General features: G+C 45.1%; 22 protein-coding genes. 6 read left to right on the top strand and 16 right to left on the bottom strand.

The window, feature by feature from the left end:
* Positions 1-2 precede the first annotated feature (2 nt).
* From RJ60_RS15665 to RJ60_RS13645, 14 genes are all read right to left on the bottom strand, one after another.
* Complete coding sequence (locus RJ60_RS15665) at positions 3-212, bottom strand: hypothetical protein (RefSeq protein ID WP_103135081.1); 210 nt, start codon at positions 210-212, stop codon at positions 3-5.
* The gene (locus RJ60_RS13585; RefSeq protein WP_180979964.1) at positions 202-396 is read right to left on the bottom strand and encodes a hypothetical protein; all 195 of its coding nucleotides are present in this window, start codon (positions 394-396) and stop codon (positions 202-204) included. Before RJ60_RS13585 ends, RJ60_RS15665 begins: the two co-directional genes overlap by 11 nt.
* 95 nt (positions 397-491) lie before the next feature.
* Entirely contained in the window at positions 492-896 is a 405-nt protein-coding gene (locus RJ60_RS13590) for an HNH endonuclease (RefSeq protein WP_103135083.1), read from the bottom strand.
* Positions 897-1,039: 143 nt separating this feature from the next.
* The gene (locus RJ60_RS13595) at positions 1,040-1,567 is read right to left on the bottom strand and encodes a restriction endonuclease (RefSeq protein WP_103135084.1); all 528 of its coding nucleotides are present in this window, start codon (positions 1,565-1,567) and stop codon (positions 1,040-1,042) included.
* 92 nt (positions 1,568-1,659) lie between these two features.
* Positions 1,660-1,833: a hypothetical protein gene (locus RJ60_RS15670; RefSeq protein ID WP_180979965.1), complete on the bottom strand. Its 174-nt coding sequence runs from the start codon at positions 1,831-1,833 to the stop codon at positions 1,660-1,662.
* A gap of 166 nt (positions 1,834-1,999) precedes the next feature.
* Positions 2,000-3,061, bottom strand: coding sequence for a 5-methylcytosine-specific restriction endonuclease system specificity protein McrC (gene mcrC, locus RJ60_RS13600; RefSeq protein ID WP_219725895.1), 1,062 nt, complete (start codon positions 3,059-3,061; stop codon positions 2,000-2,002).
* Positions 3,058-5,442, bottom strand: coding sequence for an AAA family ATPase (locus tag RJ60_RS13605; RefSeq protein WP_103135085.1), 2,385 nt, complete (start codon positions 5,440-5,442; stop codon positions 3,058-3,060). Before RJ60_RS13605 ends, mcrC begins: the two co-directional genes overlap by 4 nt.
* A gap of 1,763 nt (positions 5,443-7,205) precedes the next feature.
* Entirely contained in the window at positions 7,206-8,561 is a 1,356-nt protein-coding gene (locus RJ60_RS13615; RefSeq protein ID WP_103135087.1) for an ATP-binding protein, read from the bottom strand.
* A gap of 119 nt (positions 8,562-8,680) precedes the next feature.
* Entirely contained in the window at positions 8,681-10,609 is a 1,929-nt protein-coding gene (locus tag RJ60_RS13620; RefSeq protein WP_103135088.1) for a hypothetical protein, read from the bottom strand.
* 199 nt (positions 10,610-10,808) lie between these two features.
* Complete coding sequence (locus RJ60_RS13625) at positions 10,809-11,711, bottom strand: hypothetical protein (protein WP_103135089.1); 903 nt, start codon at positions 11,709-11,711, stop codon at positions 10,809-10,811.
* Positions 11,712-11,739: 28 nt separating this feature from the next.
* Positions 11,740-14,763: a type I restriction endonuclease subunit R gene (locus RJ60_RS13630; protein WP_103135090.1), complete on the bottom strand. Its 3,024-nt coding sequence runs from the start codon at positions 14,761-14,763 to the stop codon at positions 11,740-11,742.
* Entirely contained in the window at positions 14,763-16,091 is a 1,329-nt protein-coding gene (locus RJ60_RS13635; protein WP_103135091.1) for a restriction endonuclease subunit S, read from the bottom strand. The genes RJ60_RS13630 and RJ60_RS13635 overlap by 1 nt, the downstream gene beginning before the upstream one ends.
* Complete coding sequence (locus RJ60_RS13640; protein ID WP_103135092.1) at positions 16,088-18,133, bottom strand: class I SAM-dependent DNA methyltransferase; 2,046 nt, start codon at positions 18,131-18,133, stop codon at positions 16,088-16,090. The genes RJ60_RS13635 and RJ60_RS13640 overlap by 4 nt, the downstream gene beginning before the upstream one ends.
* 512 nt (positions 18,134-18,645) lie before the next feature.
* A complete protein-coding gene (locus RJ60_RS13645; RefSeq protein ID WP_103135093.1) occupies positions 18,646-18,888 on the bottom strand; it encodes a hypothetical protein in 243 nt (80 codons plus the stop codon).
* Between the two features lie 110 nt (positions 18,889-18,998).
* Between RJ60_RS13645 and RJ60_RS13650 the strand changes: the two genes are divergently transcribed.
* Positions 18,999-19,364 carry a four helix bundle protein gene (locus RJ60_RS13650; RefSeq protein ID WP_103135094.1) on the top strand — a complete coding sequence of 122 codons (366 nt, stop codon included), beginning with the start codon at positions 18,999-19,001 and terminating at the stop codon, positions 19,362-19,364.
* Positions 19,365-19,419: 55 nt separating this feature from the next.
* On the opposite strand, the gene RJ60_RS13655 is transcribed toward RJ60_RS13650, so the two are convergent.
* Both RJ60_RS13655 and RJ60_RS13660 read right to left on the bottom strand, forming a co-directional pair.
* Entirely contained in the window at positions 19,420-19,629 is a 210-nt protein-coding gene (locus RJ60_RS13655; RefSeq protein ID WP_103135095.1) for a DUF2922 family protein, read from the bottom strand.
* A 196-nt stretch (positions 19,630-19,825) separates the two neighbouring features.
* Positions 19,826-20,062, bottom strand: coding sequence for a DUF1659 domain-containing protein (locus tag RJ60_RS13660; RefSeq protein ID WP_099830338.1), 237 nt, complete (start codon positions 20,060-20,062; stop codon positions 19,826-19,828).
* Between the two features lie 400 nt (positions 20,063-20,462).
* Here RJ60_RS13660 and RJ60_RS13665 point away from each other — a divergent pair, with 400 nt between their 5' ends.
* The 5 genes from RJ60_RS13665 to RJ60_RS13685 form a co-directional block, all read left to right on the top strand.
* A complete protein-coding gene (locus tag RJ60_RS13665) occupies positions 20,463-20,783 on the top strand; it encodes a helix-turn-helix domain-containing protein (RefSeq protein WP_180979966.1) in 321 nt (106 codons plus the stop codon).
* Positions 20,743-20,985: a helix-turn-helix transcriptional regulator gene (locus RJ60_RS13670; RefSeq protein ID WP_258006346.1), complete on the top strand. Its 243-nt coding sequence runs from the start codon at positions 20,743-20,745 to the stop codon at positions 20,983-20,985. The genes RJ60_RS13665 and RJ60_RS13670 overlap by 41 nt, the downstream gene beginning before the upstream one ends.
* Positions 20,986-21,403: 418 nt before the next feature.
* Entirely contained in the window at positions 21,404-22,840 is a 1,437-nt protein-coding gene (locus RJ60_RS13675) for a PD-(D/E)XK nuclease family protein (RefSeq protein WP_103135098.1), read from the top strand.
* Between the two features lie 359 nt (positions 22,841-23,199).
* A complete protein-coding gene (locus tag RJ60_RS13680) occupies positions 23,200-24,402 on the top strand; it encodes a hypothetical protein (protein WP_103135099.1) in 1,203 nt (400 codons plus the stop codon).
* Positions 24,403-24,427: 25 nt separating this feature from the next.
* The coding region (locus RJ60_RS13685) for an ATP-binding protein (RefSeq protein ID WP_258006347.1) at positions 24,428-25,219 on the top strand (792 nt) is incomplete at its 3' end.

A 25,219-nucleotide genomic window follows, 5' to 3' on the forward strand; every position in this document is an offset into this window, starting at 1 on the left:
AATCAACTCCCGTACTCTGCAAGATGCAAAGATAAACAGATCAGCCTTTCCTCAAAGCTATAACTCAGCTTGAAATAGACTTTGTCTCTGTATTCATAGTCTTCTGGGGCCAAAAATTCATCATCGGCAATATCAAGTTCTCTGAGTATTGACTCAAGCGGCAAGGATTTCCAGACAACAATCGTAAATGCATCTCTTTGATTACCATCCAATAATAGCCTTTATCGGGTCTTCCGAGTCATCTAGAATGTCGTCTTCGAATGTCAGCAGGTCGTCTTTAAGCTGAAGCATCTCCTCGTCCTCCGAAGCAGCGAGGAGTTCAATAATCGCATCGAACGAATTCTTCCTTTCGCTTGCGTCGATCTCCTCGAGCATCTTCCATACTCTGTCGAACATGATCACTGTAATCACCCCCGGTGCCTTTGTTCTCTACACTAAGAGCATTCAAGTCATTCCGGTTTGGTGCAGCGAGATCCCGATCCAGACTGCAGTCATCTCTCTATTGGCTTCAACTTGAACACAATAACTTTGCGGAGATTGCCTTTGGTGTCCCGGCCCTCTTCTACGAAATCATCGACATATTCCATCTCTCCAAGATATTTGACGAAGCCTTTACTGACCTTCTGAAAGAGGTGGAGAGCTTTTTGATTCTCTCTATGGGTTTTGATTGCCTTGTTGCCTCTTACAAACTCCTTATCGCCTTCCTGGCCTTCACCATAATAGAGAAAGTATCCATTCTCCCATCGATCGTTGTAACCGTACTCCTCTCCCGAAAAGCCTGTGAATATGAAAACCATGTCATGTTCGGCAGGATATGATATCCCCCTCTGTCTATTCCCTCCATACTCTTCATGAATCAGCGACCGCTTGGAGACTTCGCTTTTCTTGAACTGCAAGGCATCACCTCCTAGCCTGTTTATACTTTCGATTTCTCAACTATCTTCTTGAAGTGTTCGTGGCAGTAAGTCTTTCCGCCCAGAAGCTCTGAATTCTTCCTGCAGCTCCTTTTGATACTGATCGATAACTCTTTGAATGTACATCAGCGGTTAGGTTTGGAACCAAGCGCTTCCTGAACTTCTTCCTTATACTTCTGATATCTTTTGAATTCCAGACCGTAGCTCTCGGCCAATCTCTTTGCCTCAATAGGCAGCAGACCATCGACCAGAATAACTCCGTGACTGGCCCCGTGCTTCGAGAGAGAAGCGGCGAGACTCTGCACTTCGGAGTTATGGATTTGATCATTGCCCTCTCTAATGGAGAACACCGTCTTTTCTCCAAAAATGTCCGCGATAAGATCGACGGAGGAATAGTCGCCCCTCGGAGGATAATCACAGGATACCCCATAGCTTTCGAGAAAGTCCTTAAGTTCGAGAACGAGAAGATTCCTGAGACTCTTCACATTTCGCTCGGGCTTCAAATAACGTCTGATCCTTAAGGATACGAGATTCACAGCGATGATCTGCGCAAAGAGCAGACCAATAACCGCCTGATAAGGAATCACATAAGCCAGCGCAATGATTGCAGCCGACACCACCCACCAGTACTTCCTGAAGTAGTATAGAATCATAGGGTTTTTCCTGTCACTTCATGTCCACTTCGATCGAAATCCACTTCCACACCTCGTCTAGGAAACGCATCGAATATCAATTCAGCTATTCTTCAAAGAACCGCGAAATACCTCTTTATCTTCTGTGCCATGAGATAACGTCGCTCTTCAAGGAATTCCTCGTAGTCGTCTATTGTCATGTTCACAATATTATCAGGGATGCAGTTCATCTTCCAGTCTTCGAGAATTTCATCTTTGCAGGTAATGCCGCCATCTTGAAACCTCATTGAGTGATTCTCTCCGGTCGCATGCGCTTGCTCGATATCATAGAAAGTAATGAATATGGAAAAAGCGAGTCTGTCCCGGTTAAAGTTCCAAGTGATGCCATAAAAGGAGTCACTGTGTTTTTGCCGCGTGGATTTTTCGGAGTAAACAAAATAGCACTAATACTCCTTAGGCCGCTGTGACTCCAAAGTGGTCCTTAACTATCTCATTTAGCTGCTTTGCAATTTCCGCAAACTCGCGATTTAGATCTAAAGTGCGCACACTGATTTTGTTGCCGCTCATAAGATAACTGTTATCCGGCTGAATTTCCTCTTCGGTCTTTGCGTACAGGAGCAAGCCGGAGACCACATGAGGTTTTTCGCCGAACTCCGCATCTTTATTCTTCACGTAGGTGAAAATCTGATATAAATTGCTTGAGTGAAGTGTGTGCTTGTCATATTGAGCCTGTGTCGTCTGGGCGTAGTATTTAGCGTCAATTATTAAGACAGTTTCCTTTTTTTGTATGGTTATATCACTCTGCATGACCGGCAACATCGTTCCTACACCATTGTCCAAAGCCCAGGGAATCTGCGATGCACTCACTGTAAACGATGGGAGCTTCCGATAGTAATACTCCAAGATGAACTTCTCGTACAGTCGAGACATTCTTTGCTCATCAACAAAGGAAGCCAGCTTGTAGCCCCCCTTTTCTGTTGTAATGAGCATGCCTTCAATAATCAACTGACAGATGCTGACAAGCATTCGGTAAGTCTGGTTATTGCGCTGAAAGCGAATGGACGACCACTTTATTGAAAATGGTTCAAGCGTATCAACGTTGGAGAAGAAGAGCATCTTCTTTTTCAAATCGTCTTTGTATTCCGATTTAACATCTGCATGACGAAGCAGGATCATGACCGTTGTTTTTAGTATCTGATTGAGCGGATTGTTTTCAGACAGCTCGTCATACTCACAAGTCAGGACCCGTTTACGATCGAGTCTGTTTCTTATCGTCCCGGGCATGTTTATTTTGCCGCGCATAACGGAAATATCTTCTTGACGATTCAGATATTCTCGGTACAACCCCTGTTTCAGTTGGTGACCAATTCCCTTTGCAAGAACCGCTGCGAATAGATTATGCAGATCCTCGAACTTTTCTTTGGCAACATCTTCATAATTCGATTGAGTTAGCGCCTGAAAAGCATAGGACAACATGTAGTAGATGTTCTTTATAAGAATGCTTTTGTCTTTCACTGAAACACTCCATTCAAGACATTCTTCCAGCGTTGCAGTTTTGTATTGTCATCGAACCAATACTCGCTGAGCATGGGCAATATTTCATACTCAACGATTGCCTTCATCCATTCTTCAGTGCATACCTCAGCTCCGCAGAAGTAGCTGTGGCCAATGCAAAATCCCTTGCCCAAAGATTTGTCGTTTTCTATTTCCTTGTTTAGATCATTGATTTTGGAAATGAGATCATCGAATGTCTTATCTGCAAGACCCTTTTGATACCTTATGAAACCTTCTGATTCAAAACCCGGTTCCATATTAAAAAAACTAAAACGGCGGCGGAGGGCGTAGTCAATCATTGCAAGGCTTCTATCGGCAGTATTCATCGTTCCAATTATGTGCAGTCTTTCAGGCACAGAGAAGCTCAACCCGTTATACGCAAGTGTAGCCTTGGTTCCCCTGTAATCACGTTCTATCAACATTAGTAGCTCACCGAAAATCTTACTCATGTTGCCACGGTTAATCTCATCAATTATGAAAAAATAATCCTTATCCGGCTGGTTGGCCGCTTTCTGGCAGAAACGATAGAAGACACCGTACTTCAATTCGAAGCCGTTCTCAACAGGTTTATAGCCCATGATGAAGTCCTCGTAGGAATAATTCTGATGGAACTGAACAAACTCGATTCGATCTTCATCTTTCTCGCCCATGACGGAATAAGCAAGTCGCTTCGCAACGAAAGTCTTGCCAACACCCGGAGCTCCTTGCAAGATGATATTCTTCTTGTTTTTCATGACTGAGAGTAGGCGTTCATACTTTTCCTCGGGCATAAAGACTTCGTTTAAGAAGTCCTCTTTTGTATATTCTTCAACAGTAGTATCGACAGCAGCCCGTAACGGATTCTCCTCGCGAATCAAGTCGAGAATAAAATCAAATTCGCCCTTCGTAAGTTTGAACAGACTGCCATTGGGATTTACAAAGACCTCCATATGTTCCAGTTCAGGACATACTCTTAACGTCTGATAATCTATAGGCGAGGTAAGTCCCTCAACCTTTTCAAAGTAGATTCTCTCACCATCTTGCTCGGCACTTACTTTACCTAAAGCAACGATTTTCTTTACCGGGTTGGCCTCATAGCCGATAATCATATCTCCGGCCTTTGCATCCAGGAAATTCTGAAAAATCCGGCGCTTGTTGCCGTTTTCGTTGTAAAGCGTATAGGATTGGACTTCACCAACTGCAAGATTAGAAAAACTCCAAATTCTCGGATTAGCATTCAACCACCAATACCCGCGCTCCCCACCTGGTTCAGTAGAGGCATATAGTTGTACTTTCGAGAGATCGATTCTATCGAGTGCTTCGGCCAACTCATCACGCAGCTTCCATATAAAAGAGCCGTCCTCATCGTCACTTGCATTCTTACCGACATACAAGATCGGCCACCAGCGGAAATTCTCTCTGTCACTATCCATTACCGGACATCCTGTCTTTTTCGCTATCCTCTTCGCCAAAGAAGATGATCCCGCATTGTAGAAGTTTTTCTTTTCGCCGTATTTGATGGAAAGTTGGGTGCACGTAGCCTGCCCACCGTAGTCTTTCATGCGCTTCATAATTTCGAGACTGCTAGGATAGAACACCTCTTTATCTTGAAGGAGTCTTACCCAGTCATCAACTGATAACCCCGGCGAATAATCTCTGGGCCGCCACTCTTCAGAAGGCATTTCACTATAAGAGCGGCTAATATAAAAACCAACATCAATAGTGAGAGTGCGAAGTTCAGGATCTGGATAGCAGCTTTCCGTAAGCTGCGACTTCAGCAAATTTATGAGTTCTTCATCCTGCTTCAATTCAGCGCAAATTTCATTATACAGCTTGAGAAAGTTCCTGATATTGTCAGCATACGCGCCTTTCTTGAAGCTATAGTTGCTTTTAAGCTTGCTCGCAACCGTTCTTATCTCACTTAATTTGTATATATAGTACTTATCCGGGTAACGAAGCCATAAATAAGTACTGATTGCGTTTTCGTTTTGGAAGTGCTGTATAGCACCATTTCCGTACTTTTCAAGTAAAGCTGCAGATTTCAGTTTGAAGCTTTCAATACGTTCGAAGACCTCTTTGCCTTCATCAAATAGATCTATAAACATACCACGCACTTCTTCCGGCGCTGCCCTTGCAAAGTTCTGTATCATTCTTGCCGGGAAATTATTCGCAGACGCCAGCAGATTATTCGTCTTTGAGAGAGAAAGAGTGAGCATGTCTGCAAAATCGGATGCGTTGACATCCCAATTATCTTGAAACCACTTTACTGCTTCCCACTTATATTTTTCATCCGGCCACTGCTTCCGGACAAAATCCTTCTTATACTCTGCCAAGACAGCTTTCAAAAGAGACTTGTCAAACATCATTTCACTCCTTCACACTCAAGCTTTCCTTAATCTTCTGGAGATTTCATCATCTCCCGCAAAGCTACTGTTGCTTTGCTTCATCATTGCTCAGAAGTAGTAAGAAGAGATCCTGTTTTTGCGGGAGGCTTTCAAAGATAAATCATCATTCTCACTTAATAACAGATATTGCACAGCAAGGAACAGTCTTGAAATTAATATAGCACTTGTTACATTGCAAGCAAAGAGTGGCCGCAATGGGAAAGAGTCAAACTGCTGCCTTGTTTTCTTCAAAGTGATGGTGATTTTGCCTCACAAGATGTTTGCAAAGATTGGGCAGACCTAGGGTATTTGCTCTCGGAGCGCCGGATGCTCCTGTCTCCTAAGAAAGGGAATCCCGGGGAGAATCATTTCCATGAGAACCCTGAGGGGTAATCTAGAGTGGAAAAAAGGAAATATCCCATGGGGCCTAAAAGTCAGGGGGGCGTTTCCCATCGTTATTCTAGTAAAGCAGTAGCAACAAGTCCCACTCAATACTGATCGAGTCTCGCGTTCGAGGCATCTCCACAAGAACAATCCTCTCGCAATCTTCTTCTATCAATTTCAGCGCTTCTCAGCTCTCAATCCTCCAGCGTCACACGCATTACGGCTACTTGAGGATCCAGGATAACTACAGGGACTTTTCTGAGAGACTATACATAGCGCGCTCGAGATATTTTCTATAGGCTCCAAGGGGATCGTAGTAGCCCCGGTCACGATGGCTACAATGTCTTCTAGTGACTGCGAGTCATAGCGTGATTTCTTCTGTGCTTAAGACTCTTTAGATTTTGTCTACTGCTCTCCAAAAGGCAACGTTCAAGTCACGCTTAGCTACAATAAAAGAGAGTCACCTTTTTCGCAGATTTTTTTAATTCCGAGGCGTTGCCTCCTAGCCTGTTTCTGCTTTCGATTTCTCAACCATCTCCTTGTAGTATTCGCAGCAGTGAAAAATGGAGTCTGACCCTGTTAATTTTTAAGCCTAGACCCTATTTATTTTTAAGCCTCGCGTCCAGCGATGTTTCTCGGCGCCTTGGGTCTTATTTCAGCAGTGACTAACTCTTCACTTGCCTTCTCGCGAGCGCAGCGAACGTCTCGACAATGCTCTTTCTCGCTTGATGTTATCCAAGGACGGGTCCATGATCCGGGACGAGTCACGAAGGAGGGTTCTCCACAGAGAACAGCGGGTTCTTGTTCTTAAGCGAATAGCGGCTCTCAGGGCGAGATCCCGTGCAGACCCATCACGGGATGACGGAGTGGGGATATTACGGGATGACACTGAACAGAGGCCCCAAACAGGCGCATATTGGAGCAAGCTTTTCAGGGCAGGCTTACTGGTGATGAAGTAAGGAGTCTGTACGAGTGACATGGGATGATAGCCTTCTCTTGCATCACGTCATTCTGAGATGATCCTGCTCAGAATCTCGCTCTTCTCGTGAGTGAGCTAACTCTCGATAATGCTCTTTCTAAACGATTGATCTTATCTTATCGGTCTTCCCGAAGGACGGTGGACCGTCGACGTACAACGTTGTTTTCATGTGAACCATGTTGGCATATTCTCTTTGAATGGGGGTGTCCCCGTAGGCGTAGAGGAGAAAGGCTGTGCATAATTTCTCTTTTCTGTCCTTAGAAACACTCTCACAGACTTTTACCTTCGATTTCTCATTCAGTGTGAAAAATGGAGTCTGACCCTATTTATTAATTTATTACATGGTTGCGCTCATCGAGCTTGTATCTTTCCGATGGTTTCATTTCAACACTTCCCAATAGCCTTTTTTTGTTGCCCCTACATGGCGTATGCGATTCTGTTCTTTGAGCTTTCTCAGATGATATTTTATACCATCCTCGCTCAATGCCAGTTCTTGTGCCAGTTGACGACGGGTAATAGATGGTTTCTCCCTTAGCAAGAGAACGATTTTTTCTTGGGTAGTTTCTTGGGTAGTTTCTTGGGTAGCACTACCCTTGCTACTTACTTTTCCCCGCATTGTATCCAGATAATTATCGGAAAATGGGAATTCCACCCAGAGATCATGTCCTTCCAGTTGAATACTGGGAGGCGGCGAATCCGAACTACGGCAAGCTGAGAATATTCGTTCAATCCCCCGACCCCAGGATTCAATTTCCCCGGAGCGGAAAAAAGCGTTTGCCACATCCGGATTATAGGGATGGGATGCATGTGCGCCCAATAATGTTTTCAAACTCCACCCTTCAGGCAGTACTGCAGGATTCCAGATTTTCAGTTTGTTCTCATAGACCCGAATCTGTATTGGCGCAGGCACTGAATAATCCCTATGAACCAGCGCATTAAGTACGGCCTCGCGCAACGCCTCGTAAGGTACTGGGAACCGCTCGATTCTCTGAAGACCTTCATAGATGATGGCGGCTTTCATGTATTTGGTTCGAAGTAGATCAATTACTGTATGTGCCTGTGAAAAAAGAGAGCCGTGAATTTCATCATGATAGGCAAGTTCAGACTCTGAAACAAAAAAGCCGATTTTGATAAAAGCCCCGGTGATAAACCGATCAGGATCTTCATGGAAGAGCAGTACAGCCGATCGTTTCAGGTATGAGCCTTCAGTTAATTTAAGCTTTTCAAGCAGCTCCGGATCTGCTGCCGATAAATCCGCATCACTTAAGCGTCCGCTGACGGTAGCCAGCTCACGAAATTTCCTGAGGCTCACCAAAGACAAATCATTTATTGCAACCCCTGGCAGGGGTACAGAATCCCATGTGCGTCCCTGTTTCTGTAGCAGAAAACGATCCAGCGCGGCGCCTTTGATTTCCTGCAGGGTACTGCCGCTACGAATGTAGTAATGACCCCGATAGCTAATCGGGTTGGTGTAGGCAGGCACATTAACTTCCAGCAATTCTGCTCCTTCTTCAGCAAGCAGGTTTACTTCGACAATTATTCCCAAAAGATCACGGATTTTATTGGGTAATTCCTCCATCAGCTTTGCACTTTCAGCAACACCGACTGCCTCACCTCGATCATTTTTGCCGATGATCAGAGTGCCTCCATGAGAATTGGCAAAACCACAGACCCAGCGCAGATAATCATCACGCCAGGATTCTTTAAATTCAACAGCTTGGTTTTCCTTGCTCATGTATTGATCTCCTTGTTTTGATGGTTTTTCATTATATCTCAACTTATGCACTCGATTTTAGCAAAAAAAAGGAATCCCTATTTGTCCTGATAACGCAGGCCATAAAAGCTGCGTCGCAACTAATTTCCTGAATTATCGATGCAGCTCAAAACGTACCTCTCCACTTCTGCAAAGTACTGTCTGACCCATTGACTGAATTGTTGCACTGCTATTCCAGTTGCTAGAAAGCTGTTGTAATACTTTGAACACAAACTACACTCACCCAGCGTCATTGCATAGAAGGCTATCCTGATATAGAGACTACAGAACGAAACGTGATTACCTATGGCTGTAATTTTATTATCCACTTCAGCGAGATACTTTCTCGATTTCTCAATGAGCTTATTCTGAATGGAACTCCCTCTTTGATGATCGATTGTAGCTAATACCTCATCAACAAGATTCAGCTTGGCCTCTATAGATAAGAGAACTGCGGCGTTATCGTCAAGTTCTTGTATTAGGTCTTCCATATGATCAACGACTTTCGTCAAATATCGGGGCCATTCAGCCTGATTCATCTCTTTCTGAAAGAATCGTGCAGCAAACAATCTGTTGTTCTCCCATTGCCACCTCTCATAGACGAAAGGTTCACCGAGACTTAGAACTTTCCGATCGATAGAATCAATAGAGTCACGAAAAAACGAGCACAGCTCACCGTATATTTGTCTGAAAGGCTGAATGAGATTTGAGCCTGCTAATCGAGTAAGTATATTGAACAGTTCTTTGTTCAACACGAATAGGTCTTCGAATGGCAACATACTAATTTCTCCCCATTTCTGCCTAACTACAAATAGAAGCGTCAATAGTTGAGTCAAGTTATCATGAACGTCTGGCATAGTTATTAAGAGCGAATTGATTGTCAGCATTGGCGTGATTGGGCTCAGATCGTACACAGCTTTTAGTGTTGAAACAAGCATAATCAGTTGACTCTTTTTCGGAAGACCTGGAATAACATCTATTAGGATCGCCGCAATTGAATCAAGAATCAGGCTTCTGTTTCCTATTTGTCTTCCATAGACCATTTGGTAGCTGAAGAATCTTGCTTTGTCATAAATGCCTCCGTTTGAGAATTCAGTTTTGAATTTCTCAAACGTCCTTGAAGCTTTCTCAAGTTCCCCGTTTCTGACATAAAGGTCTATGAGGTTTTGAAACGCAATGCTCTTGCTCCTTTTCTTAACCTTATCCCCAGCTGAAAAAAGCGCTTTCTCATAGTACCTCATGGCTTCGAGATCATTACCTCTCATATACTTCAACCTTCCCACGTTATTGATAACTACGGTGCCTGCCTTGTCTTCGTTTTCTTTTAATGCCTCGCTCAGCAGATCAGACGCTTCTTCTAGGTTTCCTTTGCTTTCAGCCAGCAGAGAAGAAGAAATAAGGAATGATGTCTTGAGTTCTGGGTAATGAGAGATATCCATTTTTGAAAGAATCAACTCGGCTCCCTTGATATTTCCAGCTAAGCAGAACAGCTGTGCTTTGATAATGTTGAGCCTCGTCCTTTCCGAATCGAAAAGAGAAAAGCTTTCGATTCTCTTATAGACTCTATAGGCACCGTGTAGATCATCATTGTCCAGCAAATAGCTTGCAAGAATATGGAGATACTCGATTTTGAAAGGTACAGATAAGCCAAAAAAGATCTTTTTGTCAGGTAAGTTTTGACCCTCGTTAAAATCCAGAGCTTCATACTTCCGCTTAGTCAGCCTCAGAAGAAGATTTTCTGGAAAAATAACGTTTTCACTGAATATTAAGCCAATAACTGCAACTACAGCCGCAGATGAATATCCCAAAAGACTGAATATAAGGCTTCTCTTGAATAATAGCGTTGTCACCACGGAGATGAGCAGAGACAATATGATTCTGAAAAGAACTCTCCGGTTGATCAACCACCGCCATTCCTCATGACGTGATCCAATAATGATAATGGCTAGAATCTGAACAAACAAGATGAATGAGATTCTTGTCAGATTTCCTGAAGCTAGCGCTTCAAAAAACTCATATGCTTGGTTCATTCTCCTGACTCCTTCAAAAGCGACCTAGCTCTCGTGTTTCAGCTATTGGTTTGCTCCATAAGGGGATTTTCTGACTCCCTAAACACCTTTCCTGCCGCTTTGGCTATTGCTGAGTACTAAACATCTCATGCTATATTTTGATCTTCAAATTGGTGCTCGCTCAAGAAAACTCGCAACCTTAGTATGATAATTCACTTTCTCAAATGTAAACCGCAATTGGTAGAACTACGACAAGTGGTGCGTCAATTTCATCTTTCAAGCTAGGAATTCTAAACCCATTCTTTGCTAGCCCCTCAAAGGATCGCAGAAATCCTTGAATCATTTGCTCGTCAAGTAAGCCAAAAAACGTTGAAGATTCCAATGTTTTGATGTGCCCTTCATCAATCTTCTTCACAACTTTACCTAGTAGTCTGTAGTTCCCTTTCTGAACAATCTCCCTTGAACCGCTTCTCAGAAGATCTTTGGACAGGAGGGATATTGCTTTATGACCTTCTAGATTCTTGAAGTCTATGAGATAAAACCTTGATTCTGATTTGTCAATGTCACCGACAAATGAGTTCAAAATGTCCGTTATTTGCTTGATGGGGACCTGTTTCTCACTCATATTTGGTTTGATCAATGGCGCAAATATCTCTATTACATGCAAAAATCTCTCTATAGAAGAGGAAATCGGGTTTGGCGAGAAGCCTCCGACGATCTCCACAAAGCTACCTTCTGTAAGAGCGTCCCAGTCCTTAATAGTTTCAATTCTTCTTAGTATCTGACTTTCAATTAGCTTCGTTCTCACTTTGTTGAACAGTGAGCCAGGCGTTTGAACTCTTTCAGACTGGCTTTCGGAACTCAAAGCCTTGCTTTTTGACAAGCCTCCGCTGGCAGAGATATCTACAAATGGCAACAATCCATAAAGCGAGATTCCTGCCTTGCCTTCCCTTCCAGAAAGCTCTCCACTTGTGATCTTGATTTTCTCACTGAGAGATAGCCCGTTATCAAGAGATGCAAGAATATCAAGCATGATTTCTGCATCAAGATAGACTGGAACGACAATGTCCGTTGGTTCCAATATCCCTGAGGCATCTTCAGATGCCTTTCTCTTTCTGAACATGAATTACCTCCCGAGTTAACGAGTGATCCTATTTTTCGCTGGTTGGATCACTCACATTCTCCTTTTTTGACTTCAAGTATCTGTCAAACAGAAAATCGAGGAGCGTGCTGGCGAAGTCTTGGTCGTCGTTTATCTTCTTGTAGAATTTGATATTCGAGTCGATCATGTCCTGGATTATGTCGTTGGCGATGTTGTCAAATGTAAGTCTGGCACTGGAAGGGGGGTTTACCTGCACGCTGTTTCTGAGCGCTTCGTTCTTCTCCAGTCTTTCTTGAAGTTGACTGAGGAATACTTTGTCTTCTTCGGTGAATTCGGTGCCGAATCTTTCGTTCAAATCTTCTATGATCTTGGATAGCAGTTCCTGTTCGTTGACAAATGCCCCTGTTTCAGCACTACCATTTGAGGGCTTCAACTCACCTGGGCCTCTCTCCAATTGAATTTTCCCCTTTGAGGACTTCTGGATTCGCAGAGATTCCATATCTATATCCTCAAGCACTTCCAAGGGGAGCTGCCCTCTAGGAATTGGAAGTCTTCTTAGAAGGAATCTCGCGAAGTGATACAGCTTCTCCAGTCCCGGATCGGAGAAAGTGATGATTCTGGAAAGGAAAGAGTATAGATGAACGAATCGAGTAAGTGTCTTACGAAAGTCAAGCTTGACATCTTCCTCAACCTCTTCAAAACTCGATATTACAGGCTTGAGGCAATTATAGTAATCAGAGTGTTTTGACTTCTCAGAAAAATAGACTTCTGCAAATCTGTCCACGTCATCTTGACTGTATAGCTGAAATTGCTCCAAAACTGTCTCCAGATCGTACAAAGTGTCGGGATCGGTTCCTTCAGTGAGCAATGTCTTTTCATAGTATGGCTGGAAAGACTTTTCGATTTCTTCGGCTTCATTCACGAAGTCAAGAATCATAGTCTCTTTCTTGTCAGGGTGAATTCTGTTTAGCCGGCTTAGTGTTTGAACCGCATGTACCCCGTTAAGTCTCTTATCGACATACATTGTATGCAGAAGCGGTTGGTCAAAGCCTGTCAGAAACTTATTTGCAACTATCAGGAATCGATACTTGTCGGTGTTGAACTCCCCAGCAGTTTGTGATTCAGAGAAGCCGTTCATTTTCGCTTCGGTGTATTCCATACCGCCGTCACGAACAGTCCCTGAAAATGCGACGAGAGCCTTTATCGTGTCGTAGCCCTTCTCCTTCACGTATCTATCGAATGCCTGACGATATCTCACAGCGTGGAGCCTTGAGCTCGTCACGATCATTGCCTTAGCTCGACCTTTGATTCTGTCCATAGTGAACTGCCTGAAGTGCTCAATGATTATCTCTATCTTCTTCGAGATAGTGTATTCGCTTTCTCTGACGAATTTCTGCAGAAGGTAAGAGGCTTTGGCTTTTTCGAATTGCGGATCCTCTTCGATCTTCTTGAGCAGTCTGAAATAGGTATTGAAGGTCGTGTAGTTTTCTAGAACATCCATTATAAAGCCTTCCTCTATCGCCTGTCTCATGGAATATAGACTGAAAGGTTCGAATTTGCCGTCGGCTCTTTTGACCCCGAACGTCTCAAGGGTTTTGTTCTTTGGAGTTGCCGTGAATGCGAAGTAGCTCACATTCGGCAGTCTTCCTCTCTTCTTCATCTGGTCAGTTATCTTGTCTTCGAGATCTTCTGATTCAGCTCCGTCCTTGATCTCGGCTTCTTCAAGTGTCTCCACCGAGAGAACCTCGTTCATGTCCCTGACAGTCTCGCCGCTCTGAGAGGAGTGAGCTTCATCTATTATTACTGCGAATCTATCACTCTTCAGTTCCCCTATCTGATCCACAATGACAGGGAACTTCTGAAGGGTCGTGACAATTATGTCTCTTCCGTTTTCGAGCGCCTCTCGTAACTGACGAGAAGTCTTGTCAATGTTCTCAAGCTTTCCCTTCACATCTTCGAACTGCCCTATAGTGTTCTGAAGCTGTCTATCTAAGACTCTTCTGTCGGTTACCACTATCACAGAATCAAAGAGCCTTCTATCATCAACGTGTAAATTGGAAAGATGGTAGGCTAGCCAGGCTATCGTGAAGCTTTTCCCGCTGCCTGCGCTGTGTTGCACTAGGTAACTGTTCCCAGTTCCGCTAGCTTTCGAATCCTCTATTAAGCGGTGAACTGCGTCCAGCTGATGGTATCTGGGGAAGATCATTGCCTTCTTTCCGGTTGGCCTTCCATCTTCATCTAGAATATCTATTACCTGAATGAAGTTCTGTATGAGGTCGAGTATCCCGTCTCTCGACCAGACCTCTTCCCAGAGATAAGAAGTGGCATATTTGTTGTAGCCAGAAGGGGGATTTCCAGCACCGGTGCCATCACCCCTGTTGAAAGGGAGAAAACGTGTCGCGTCCTTCTTCAACTCAGTCGTCATGTAAACCAGTTCCGGATCAACGGCAAAATGGGCGAGGCACCTGCCAAATCTGAACAGCGGTTCGACGGGGTCGCGATCTTTTTTGTACTGGCGCATAGCATCTTCAACAGTCTGACCGGTAAGATGGTTCTTCAACTCGGCAGTGAACACCGGAAGGCCGTTGAGAAATACCGCCATATCCAGACTGTTTTCATTTTTCATGCTGTATTTCAGCTGTCTCACTACCGAGAAGATGTTAGCTCTGTACAGCTCTTGAAGGGTCTCGTTCATGCCGGTTACTGGCTTGTAAAAAGCGAGTTTGAAGTGCGAGCCGAGAGACTTAATCCCTTTTCGAAGGACATGGAGTGTTCCATAATCGTCCACGGCTTTCTTTACTCGTTGTAGAAGGCTATCCTTGGCCTTGATGCCAGCCGCTTTCTGGTATTTCTGCCACTCTTTTGGCTGGGTGGCATAAATGAATTGGAGAAGATCGGAGGGGATCATGCAGAGTTCCTTCTCATATTCATCCGGTCTCCGGCTTGAGAAACCGCCGCTGACGAAAGCCGTCTGCTTTGCCTTCTGACCGTATAGCGATTCGACAGGAGCTTCCTTCAGTAAAGAGTTTTCAATAGCCTCTTCGAAGCTCTTCTCGTCGTAAGTCTTGCTCACTACGGTACCTCCTCCCGAACGTCTATCTTGCCCGTAACGGCCGCTGTGATAAGAGCGGAGCGATATTCCTTCAGAAGCTCTATGCTTTTTTCGATCTTTGAGATGAAGGAGTTCATTCGCGAGGTTTCTTTGTCCAAGTAATTAGCTATTTTCAGTTGTTCTGTCATATCAGGATAAACAATTCTTAGTCCCTTCACTTTTTCTGCGGTGAAATGAGATATCGTTGCACGATTGCAGAGGAAATCAATGAAACCACTTCTTTTTGATGCTTTAAGCAAGTAGAAAAGGTATCTGACACTATTTGTCTTGCTACGAATTCTGTTTATCGAATTCTGAAATCTGCAATTGCTCACTTGATTACTCCAAATTGCCGCCCTGCCTACATCTCCTCCTTCACAAACAAGTAGATCTCCTTCTTCAAGAAGCAAATGATCTTCGGATTTGTTGAAGTACATTGTCTTTATCTCGGAAGTGTCTACGAAACCATCTTGAATGTTCGCGCTTCTTAAGTATGGCGCTTCGAAATCATTTTCTGATCTTTTGTTCGGCTGAAGCATCTTCCCAAGAGTAACTTGATAGCCTTGTTTTATCAGACCTATATTCCAGTGTTTGGGCATTTCCCCGATCCATTCGATTCCCGAGTCTTTCATGGGAGCGTTGGGATCGAGACCTTTAGTCACGGCTCGAGTTATGATCGCCGCGCGCTTTTCCTTCAGGAGTTCAATAAGACGCTGCTTCTTGGAGATTAGGGTATCTGTCTTGAAGATTACTCTGTTGAGAAATCGGGAAATTCTTTCTTGTTCTTCATTCTGAGTACTTGGCAACATCAATTCTCTTACATCTGAAACGGATATTGCATCGAATGTACTGCCTGTTGATATTGACATTAGAAAAGGGCGACACGACTGAAGAAAGTAAACCAAATAGTCTCTGTTCAATTTCACTGGATCTAGAGAGCAAAGACCTCTTCCAATAGCATATTCCTGGTCAGCAATGTTCACTTCGCCAACAGGGGCACGAACGGAAAGCAAGACTTCTCCCGCCTTGGTTGTCTTCTGAAAACTGGTACAGAAATTATTAGCAGTTGGGTGAATTGGTCCAAAGTCAGCATTACCTTGAAGAAATGGAATTCCTTTTCCACTTGTGTTACAATTCTCGGAGTTAGGCGATTGCCCCATTGTTATAAGTGCTAGGTATTTGAGCTTCTCAACTCCCCACCCTTCCGGTATCTCCCCGATCCATTCGACTCCCGAGTCCTTGTAGCGAGGGTATCTCTTCCAGCGTTTCGGAACGATCTTTTCAAGGTCTTTTGTGATCTCCTCGCTCATTCGATCACATCCTTAAGAAGATCGAGAATCTCTCTTTCCACTTCGTTTAGATCGGCCTGTATCTCTTCAAGGGATCTGGGAGGCTTGTACTCGTAGAAGTATCTGTTGAAGTTTATTTCATAGCCCACTTTGCCTGTCTTGCCGTCTTTAGGGTCTTTTATCTTCTTGTTTATCCAGGCGTCGGGCACGAAGGGTTTTACCTCTCTTTCAAAGTATTTCTGTATATCTTCTCCAAGTGGGACTGTCTCTGTATCTCTAAGCTCGGAGTCCGGTTCGGGTTTGCCCTTTGAATCGAGACAAATGTCAGCCGTTTCGTCCCTCTCTGAGAGCGCGTCAAGTATCGCTTTTCTTAGCTGGGCATTGAGCTTCACCGTTGAGCTCTCGAATGCTTTGTCAAGATCGGTTTCGAATTCGGCCTTGTTTCTATAAAGATGTTGAGGAAGTGTTTTTAGGACTCTCTTTATCTCTTTTTGCTGTTCCTTTCCTTGAGCCTCTTCGAGAGAGACTTGTTCGGCGTTTTTCTTCTTTCTGCTCTTGGCAAGGTTAACAAATGCCGTCTGATCATCCAGTCTTGAAATGCGCTCATCATTTGCAAGGAAGTTAAGTCTCAGAGGTCTTTCAATCGTTATCTTCCTGAAGCCGAAGTATTCGTTGGGGAAGATCTTCGATTGCTCCTCGTTCTTGAAGTCGTTATACAGCTCGGTTATCTTGCGTATATGTTCTTCCGTGAGCTCTCTACGTTTGTTGCCGAGGCTTTTTCTCATGGGAGACCAGAGAGAGGTAGCGTCTATTAGCTGCACTTTCCCTGTTCGCCTCTCTTCTTTATTGTTGGTAATAAGCCATATGTATGTAGCTATTCCTGTGTTATAGAAGAGTTGTTCTGGCATCGCGATAATCGCTTCAAGCCAGTCATTCTCTATTATCCAGCGCCTTATTTCGCTCTCTCCACTTCCGGCGTCGCCCGTAAAAAGAGGTGAACCATTCATGATTATTGCTATGCGGCTTCCACCTTCTTCAGTGGGGCGCATCTTTGAGATCATGTGCTGAAGGAAAAGGAGTTGCCCGTCGCTTTTTCGCGGAAGTCCGGCCGAGAATCGACCGGCGGTTCCTCTTGAGGCTTCGTATCTTACGGTCTTTTCGTCCTGACTCCAGTCTTTCCCATAAGGCGGATTGGCAAGTATTATGTCGAATCTGTCGTTCGGGAACTTGTCTTTGGATAGTGTCGATTCATCTCTTATGTTTTCTGCGTCTCTCCCATCGACACTCTTTATTAGCATATCTGACTTACAGAGCGCGTAGGTTTCAGGGTTGACCTCCTGACCGTAGAGATAGACCTCCGTTTCCGCATTTATTTCCATGATTCTTTCCTTGGCGATCGAGAGCATTCCACCGGATCCACAGCAAGGGTCGTATATCGTTCTCACAATGTGATTTTTCTCGCGGATCTCCTTGTCGTTGTTCACCGAGAGATTGACCATAACTTTAATGACTTCTCTAGGGGTGAAATGTTCCCCGGGGTTTTCGTTGAGCGCTTCGTTGAATCTGCGGATGAGGTCCTCAAATACATAGCCCATTGTAAGATTGTCAACTTTGTCGGGATGAAGATCCAGATGGCTGTCGTTGAATCTTTGCATAACAAGATACAAAAGACCAGATTGATCGAGCTTTTCAATAGTCCTGAAAAAGTCGAATTTCTCCATTATTTCCCGAACGTTTGGACTGAAGGAGTTTATGTAGGCAGTCAGATTATCTCTCAGATTTTGAGCGTCATCCAGAAGGGTTCTAAATGTGTAACGAGATGTATTATAAAAAGCATAGCCTGAAGCCTTTCTCAGCTGGGGATCTCGATTTTCTATCCCTTTCTCGCTTAGCTTTTTTGCCGTCTCGAGAACATCTTTCTTTGTGCCTTCAAGAACAGAATCCAAGCGCTTAAGCGTGGTGAATGGAAGAATGACATCCTGATACTTCCCTCGCTTGAAGACATCTCTTATTAGGTCAGCTATACTCCAGATAAAGTTGGATATTTCGTTGAAGTTGGTCATGCTATCCTCCGTTGATTCATTGTGATGAATCGGTGCCAATGTATTATTCTCTATACCCTAACGGTTCGCTTTCTGCGTCCGTTTTGTCCGAAACTTTTCTCTGAGATACTTCAGAGAAATGGATTACTAATCTTCGCTTTACAATTTCTCAATCTGCCTCTTGAATGACTATCTGAGTACCTGAACCTAAGAAAACTACTCTCGCTTTCTGTGCTCTTTCTTCGCATGAGTGTTGTTTACAGTATATGTCTATTTGGCTGCTTCTTGCGATAACGAATAACGGACGTAACTGCCAGAAGTAGAGCTCAGAGTTGCGAAGTTGATCAGATTGCGTCTGTTGACTATTATATTCATTGTTACAAAGAAAACCAAATGCAATGGTTTACGTATCAAAAAAACCCCGGTCATTTCCGGGGTTTCTCATGGCTTTTATGTGTGTTCTTAAGATTTCAGAACAGTCTTCGTCAATTTCGCAACAAAGGCTGTTCTTTCGTTTCCGATCTAACGTACGGCTACTTCACCAACACCTTCATCGCCGTCTTCCAAAGTCCCCTGTTAAGGAACATGACGACTAGGTCGATCAAGACATCCAGGATGAAGTCGAAGAATTCTGGATCGATCTTCCACTCTTCATCTGGAAGCGCGTCCTTTATCATCTGTTTCACTTTCTCTTTCTTCTCTGCCCCGTTGCCGGGAGACTCTACGTAACTTGCGAAGACGGTTATTAGAGAAATCAATTGTCGTATGAAATCCATGGTTACCTCCTGTTGATTTCGTCCTTCGTCCAGGATCGTGAACCCGTCCCTCGTCCTTGGATAGACACTGAGAGCATCTTTGAGCTATCATTTCTCTGGAGGTGGTCTTCATGGCCGATTCTTATCAGAATCTAGATGTGTATAAGCTTAGTATGAAGTTTGCCTACGACGTTTATCAGATTGTCTCCACTTTCCCTGAGTTCGAGAAATTCGGCCTTTCTTCCCAGCTTAGGAGAGCCGTTATCTCCGTTCCCTCTAATATCGCCGAAGGATCAGGCCGTCAGTACAAGAAGGAGTTTGTGCAGTTTCTCTTCCTGGCAAAGGGCTCTCTGAGAGAAGCAATGACACAGCTCGAACTCTCGAAGATGTTTGGATATATAGATGAAGAGACTTTCAGTCAGATAAAGGATCAGGCGAACAGACTCCATAAGATGCTTAACAGGTTGATCTCCAGACTGAAGAACCCGGGTGGCTGAGCCACCCGGAGCCAAGGACGCCGGACGGGTCCTCGGGTTTGGACGATGGACGGTTCTAGATCAAATTAAACAACTCATTCTTCTGGGTGTCGATCACTGCCGCGTAGTCTACCGCGTAATTTGAAGGGATCACCTTCAGAGTTATGAGGTTTCCCATCACAGTCTCGACTTCAGACTGAGTGAGACTCGCCTTGGGCTCCTTTATGTAGAAGCCCTTGGACTTCTTAGCGGTTGAATCGTACCACCTAACGCTCAGGTTTCTCATTTGAGTTCCTCCTTTCGAATAACGGTTCTCCGTTGACCGTTAACCGTCCTCCGAAAGAGCTGTAAAGTGCAGTGGCATTGCATTTTCGATCTTGATCGGCGAACGGCCGACGGCCTACGGTTACATTGTTTCACCGGTCAGAGGTAAGAAGTTCCCAACTTCAAACCTCCAGCCTCTACCCTCTTACATCAGTCTCTTAATCGATCGGTCCGAGGGTCTGGGTTTCAACTAGCTTGATATCGGCGATGATGTAATCGGTGAGGCCTGCGATGTTATAGGCTGCGTCATAAGCCTCCTGCGCAGTCATTGCCGAATCGACTTTGAGAGTCTGTCTCGAGAGGACTGGTTTGTCGTCCTCGATGACACCTGTATCCCAGGTGATCGAGAGTGCCTTCTCGGTTCCTACTACCATTACAGTTGTGCCAAGTCCCATGAAAATTCCTCCTTTTCTTTCAGTTGCAAGTTACAAGTCGCAAGATGCAAGTAAGACCTGGATCTTTCTTCTCTTGCAACTGAGAACTCACAACTTGCAACTGCTCTTCTTCGTGGCCACGTGACAAGAGAATAACGTTAAATCTCTGTAAAAGCCAAGTACCTGATTCTCAGTCAAGGAATATGTTCAAAGCATTACGAAGGGCAAAACAAGCTGATTTGAGAAACATCCTTAAAGAGATTCTACTTTTTCGCGAAATTGTTACTCTCTATGATTCCCATGAATGCTCACTTTCATAACATTTTCTCTGGACTTTAGTCGTGTTTCTTGCTAGTATTTGATTGGTGACCAAAGTCATTACGCAATAGACTGAATCTTTTATGTCGAAGGAGGTTAAGTGTTGATCTTAAAGCGTCTAAGAAGAAATAAGGGACTGTCTATTCAGGAGGTCGCAGAGAGGCTTGGGATAAGCAGGCAGAAATACTCGAGGATCGAGAAGGCACCGGAAGAGTTGAAAGACTTCTTTCTCGCAGACAGAATAGCGAGTATCTTCTCTGTGCCTGTGGAGGTTCTCTTCGAACGCTTCAGCGTGAGAGTGTCGCCACTAACGCTTCCTGAAGAGATGGACGAAAGGAGGGATGCAAATAGAGATATTCAGAGAGGCACGCCATCGCAGTGGTTTGACTCAGAAGCAGCTGGCGGAGAGAGTCGGACTGAGTGAGAACTATATCTGCGCGATCGAAAACGGGAGGATTACCCCGCTGTTCAACAAGGCAGACAGGATCGCGAAGGAACTGGCAGTACCCGTTGAAGTCCTGTTCACCTGTTATGTGAGACTTTCAAGGCTGCCAAGGTTCAAAGAACTCATGTATCTCTATAATCTGGGATACGACATAAGTCCGTATGAGATCGAGGTAGTGTGAGTGAGAACAGGTCAACCTTCGATTGTCCATCGTCCAAAGATCCGCGCTGGTCGCTTGCTAGGAGACGTTCACCGCTTGGAAGATCAATGCAACAATAAGAACAAGATCCCGTGCAGAGACATCACGGGATGACAGAATGAGGCCATTCAGGGATTATTAGCTTTCATGATTTGCGTCATTCTGACAAAGCTCCTGGTCAGAATCTGGTTCTGATCTTGTCGGCGAACAAACACTTGATATTGGGCAATGAAGTATGAATTGCTTTTCGGAGCGAATAGCGATCAGCGAAAAGCGGTTCTCCAAATCGCACAGCAGCTCTTCTGCTTGCAACCAACAACTTGGCACTTGCAACTTGTTTTCCCTTGCAACTTGCAACTCAGAACTTGCAACTGATCTAATGAAAGGAAGGTGATTCGCCATGAATCCGGCAGTAAAAAACGAGAACGGACCTCTGGCAGGAGATCCGCTCTCAAGAAAAAGATATAAAAATACCCTACTAAATACTACCACTTTCAAACGGGAAAGGTCTAATTCTGTTTACCCTTTTTGCAACAGTGATATTACTTCGTCAATTCACGCAGAAAAAGCGTCAGGAATAGGACAGAATTTCTCTTGTCCATACATTTCCAGGCAATTAGCTCCTGAGAAATCGGAGAACGGAGAACGGCTGACGGAGAACCGTCACCCGTTCCCCTTATCCTACTCCCGAATCAAAGCCTTCGTGGAATGTCCTCACAGGTTCTATCTCCGCTATTTTGAAGGCCTGCCAGAAGCTCGGGGAGAGGGAAGAAAGCACAACGGGCTAATTCTAAGAGCTGTGTTCAACTCTTATCTCGGTAATTCTCCTACTCCTCTCCTCTTTGGAGAAAACCTCAAGAGGGATATGGAACAGATCGAATTCGGAGTGCAGTTTCTCAAGAGCAAAGATGTCGTTGCCCTCAATATCCCCTTCGCTCTGGACAGATTCTCCAATCCCGTACCATTCGATGAACCGGAAGTCGTGTTTAGGGGAGTGGCGCAGGCGGTCTATAAAGACGAGCGGAAAGACGTCCCTCGTCCTTCGTCCCAGAGCGTGGACCCGTCCTTCGCGAGAAACCATGAAGCGGACTTCTTCGTTTCTCATCCCGAAAACGGAGCTAAGAAGAGCCTTGAATCTGCTTTTCTTGGTCTTTCGGAGGACGGAGGACCGGGGACGGTCAACCCGGCTCTTACCCTCTGCCACTTTAAAGCAGGCTTTGGCGATCCCGACTGGGAGAGGCTTCTTATATACGCCTGGGCTTTATCGAGAGGGGGATATAACATAGGCAGGATCGAATGGGTCTCTCTTTCTGCAGGTGCTTCCTTCTCGAAAGAGATAACGAAAGAGAACCTCGAAGAGGCGGGGATCAATCTATACGCCTGGATAAACCAGATCCTTCAGAGCGACTTCACGCCTGAAGCCGGAGACCACTGCTCTTACTGCCTGTATCATTCACTCTGCCCTCTCATGGAGAAGCTTGGAGAGGATCTCACGATAAGTGACAGTGACTCTCTTAAGAAGACCCTTCAGAAGACAGTAGCCTTTCAGGAAGGGGCGAAGAAGATGAAGAAGCTCGCGGATGAATTCATAGACAGGGAAGGGATAGGAAAGGTTGAGCTAAATGGCTATGAATACGCGAGCGATGAAGCCCCAACTCAAATCAGGCTTCTGGATAGAGAGGCAGCTCTGGATACTGTCGTCGGGCTTCCAGATCCATTCAAATTCATCACGTTCAAGAACCTTTCGGAGCTGGTCGACTATCTTCCCGAAGATGCCTACGAGAAGAAAGAGAAGCTGAAACCGGTGAGGAGGTTTCGAAGAGCCGCTGAGCGCTGAACGCTGGGTAGAGCAAGGACCCGCTGGGAAGATATCAAAAAGCCGCTCATCGCGCTGGTGGCTGGGGTATGGGGTAGCGGGTTCGTAAGATCTTGACCTACCCCAAGAGAGTTAACGGTTTACCGTTGACGGCGTGGTTACAGATAAAGGGTAGCGGGTTCGTAAGATCATGACCGACCTTCTGAGTCAGCAGCTGACAACGAAGTTTCTTGCCGGGTAGCGGGTACGTAAGATCTTTACCTACCCCAAGAGAGTTAACGGCTTATAGAGAGGACAGAAGAGCGGTTAGGCCATTGAATCTGCCCTTTTCGGAGAACGGTGGACCGTTGACGGACAACTATTTCTATGGAGGTTTTCGTATGAATTACATAGAACTGATTAACAACTTCTGGATAGCGAACAAGATACACAAGTTCAACTCTCTCGAGACGTCTCTTTATTTCTTCATACTAGATTACGCCAACAACGCTAGATGGCCCGAGAGTTTCATAGTTCCAAACGGAATCATTCAGAGTGTTTTCTGCTGCACCAGAGACCAGCTCATAAGAGCAAGGAGGAAACTGTGTAAATTCGGTCTGTTGTCGTATGAAACGGGTGACCGACATAACCCGGGAAAATACACAGTAATGGCGCACCCGACACCTACCCGTGACCTACCCGAGGTCGACACAAGACCTACTCAAGACACACCACCCTGCGATCTTATGAAAGCGTCTGTTCATGAACAAGAGAATAGCGTCATTAAAGATGAGACCATACCCGAGACCTACTCTAGGCCTACTGGAGACCTACCGGAGGCCTACCCGACGCCTGCTAGTAATATAAACAAAACTAAACTAAAGAAAAGTAAAGTAAACAAAACAAGAGAAAAAAACATTCTTTCTCCTTACGGAGAAACGAAAGCTTTGCTTTCGCAATCAACGGAAAAAGGGGTTAAGAATGGAGAGAAAGAAGAGATTTCTGAAATTACAAAAGTCTCTCTTGTGCAAACAGAGTTGGAGAATGATTCGCAAGAGCTTCTTCACGGAGACACTCCTCCCGGCGAAGTGGCCGTTTCCGAAATCAAATCGAACGGGAATGAACAATTGCGTCAAGGCGAAGGCGGACCTCCTGAAGAAGTTTCGGCGGAAGGTTGTCTGATTGTTCCGCTGTTCGAGAAGAATTATCCGGACAGGGAAGATGCAGAGCAAGAGGATTTCTCCTATCTCGAATCCTGTTCGAGGTACGAGAGAGACGTTATGGAGACATGGGAGGCGATAATAGGGCCCTTCGAGAGGGATTGGATTCCTCTCCTGAGAGAAGCCCTCAATAAATGCTATCCCTCCCAGATAAAGACTGCGATTATCGCTATGGACAGATCGAAACACGAAGTCCTCGAAGAGATAGGCTTTGAATATCTTATGCAGCCTCTTCTAAGGGGCGCATTCGGAAGGAGAGCGAATAGAAATGGAAGAAAAGATTGGAGCGATTCTGGATCGTTTAGAGATCCTATCGAAAAGTTCAAGAATCCCGCAAGAGAAAAGCCCAAGACACTCGAAGAGCTCCTCAAGTACACCGTGTAGCAAAGACGGGGCGATAGAAGAGTGCATGAGAAACTGTCCCGGCCCGGAGAAGTGCCCTTACGGGGGATATATAGTCTACGCCAGTGAAGACCCACGTTACAGCGACCTCATGTACGAATGCTCGATATACAGGGAATTCAGGAGGGTAAGGGAAAACATGGAGAGGCTGATAAAAGTTCTTCCCAAAGGACTGTGGGAGAGAAGACTGGACAACTTCATCCCCGAAGACGGAGTGACCGAAAGGGCGCTCGACCTCTCGAAGAAGTACGTGAGACACAGGGCGTGGAAGATAGGGTCGAACTTCATCCTTCTCGGAGGCTACGGCACTGGAAAGACTCACCTCGCTGCCGGCATAGCGATAGAGGCTGTCAATATGGGAGATACGGTAGCCTTCATAACGGCTCCCTCCTTGAAGATCGGAGACTTCAAGACGGTCTCCGAGAAGATACAGGAGTGTTCGGGGGTTGACCTTCTCGTTATTGACGACCTCAGCAACGAGACAGAGAACAAGATGACAACAGACAAGATATTCGAACTGATAAACCACAGGTATGAACAGGGGGCGGGAACGATAATCACCTCCAACCTGAACTTAACTGATTTCGATGGAACCGTGGGGGCAAGAATCTTCAGCAGGCTGGAAGAGAGAACAGCGATCATGCGGCTGGAAGGAGTCAGCTCTTACCGGGAGAAGAAGAGGGAGAGGTATGTGGCATGGACGAGAGATGAGTTCCAAGATGCAAGTTCCAAGTTGCAAGAAAGAAGAACTGTACAACAGAAGGGATCTGGAACTGCTCATGAGCCTAGCTCCGCTGAA

It is taken from the genome of Mesotoga sp. B105.6.4 (assembly GCF_002896535.1).
In the GTDB taxonomy this organism is placed as follows: domain Bacteria; phylum Thermotogota; class Thermotogae; order Petrotogales; family Kosmotogaceae; genus Mesotoga.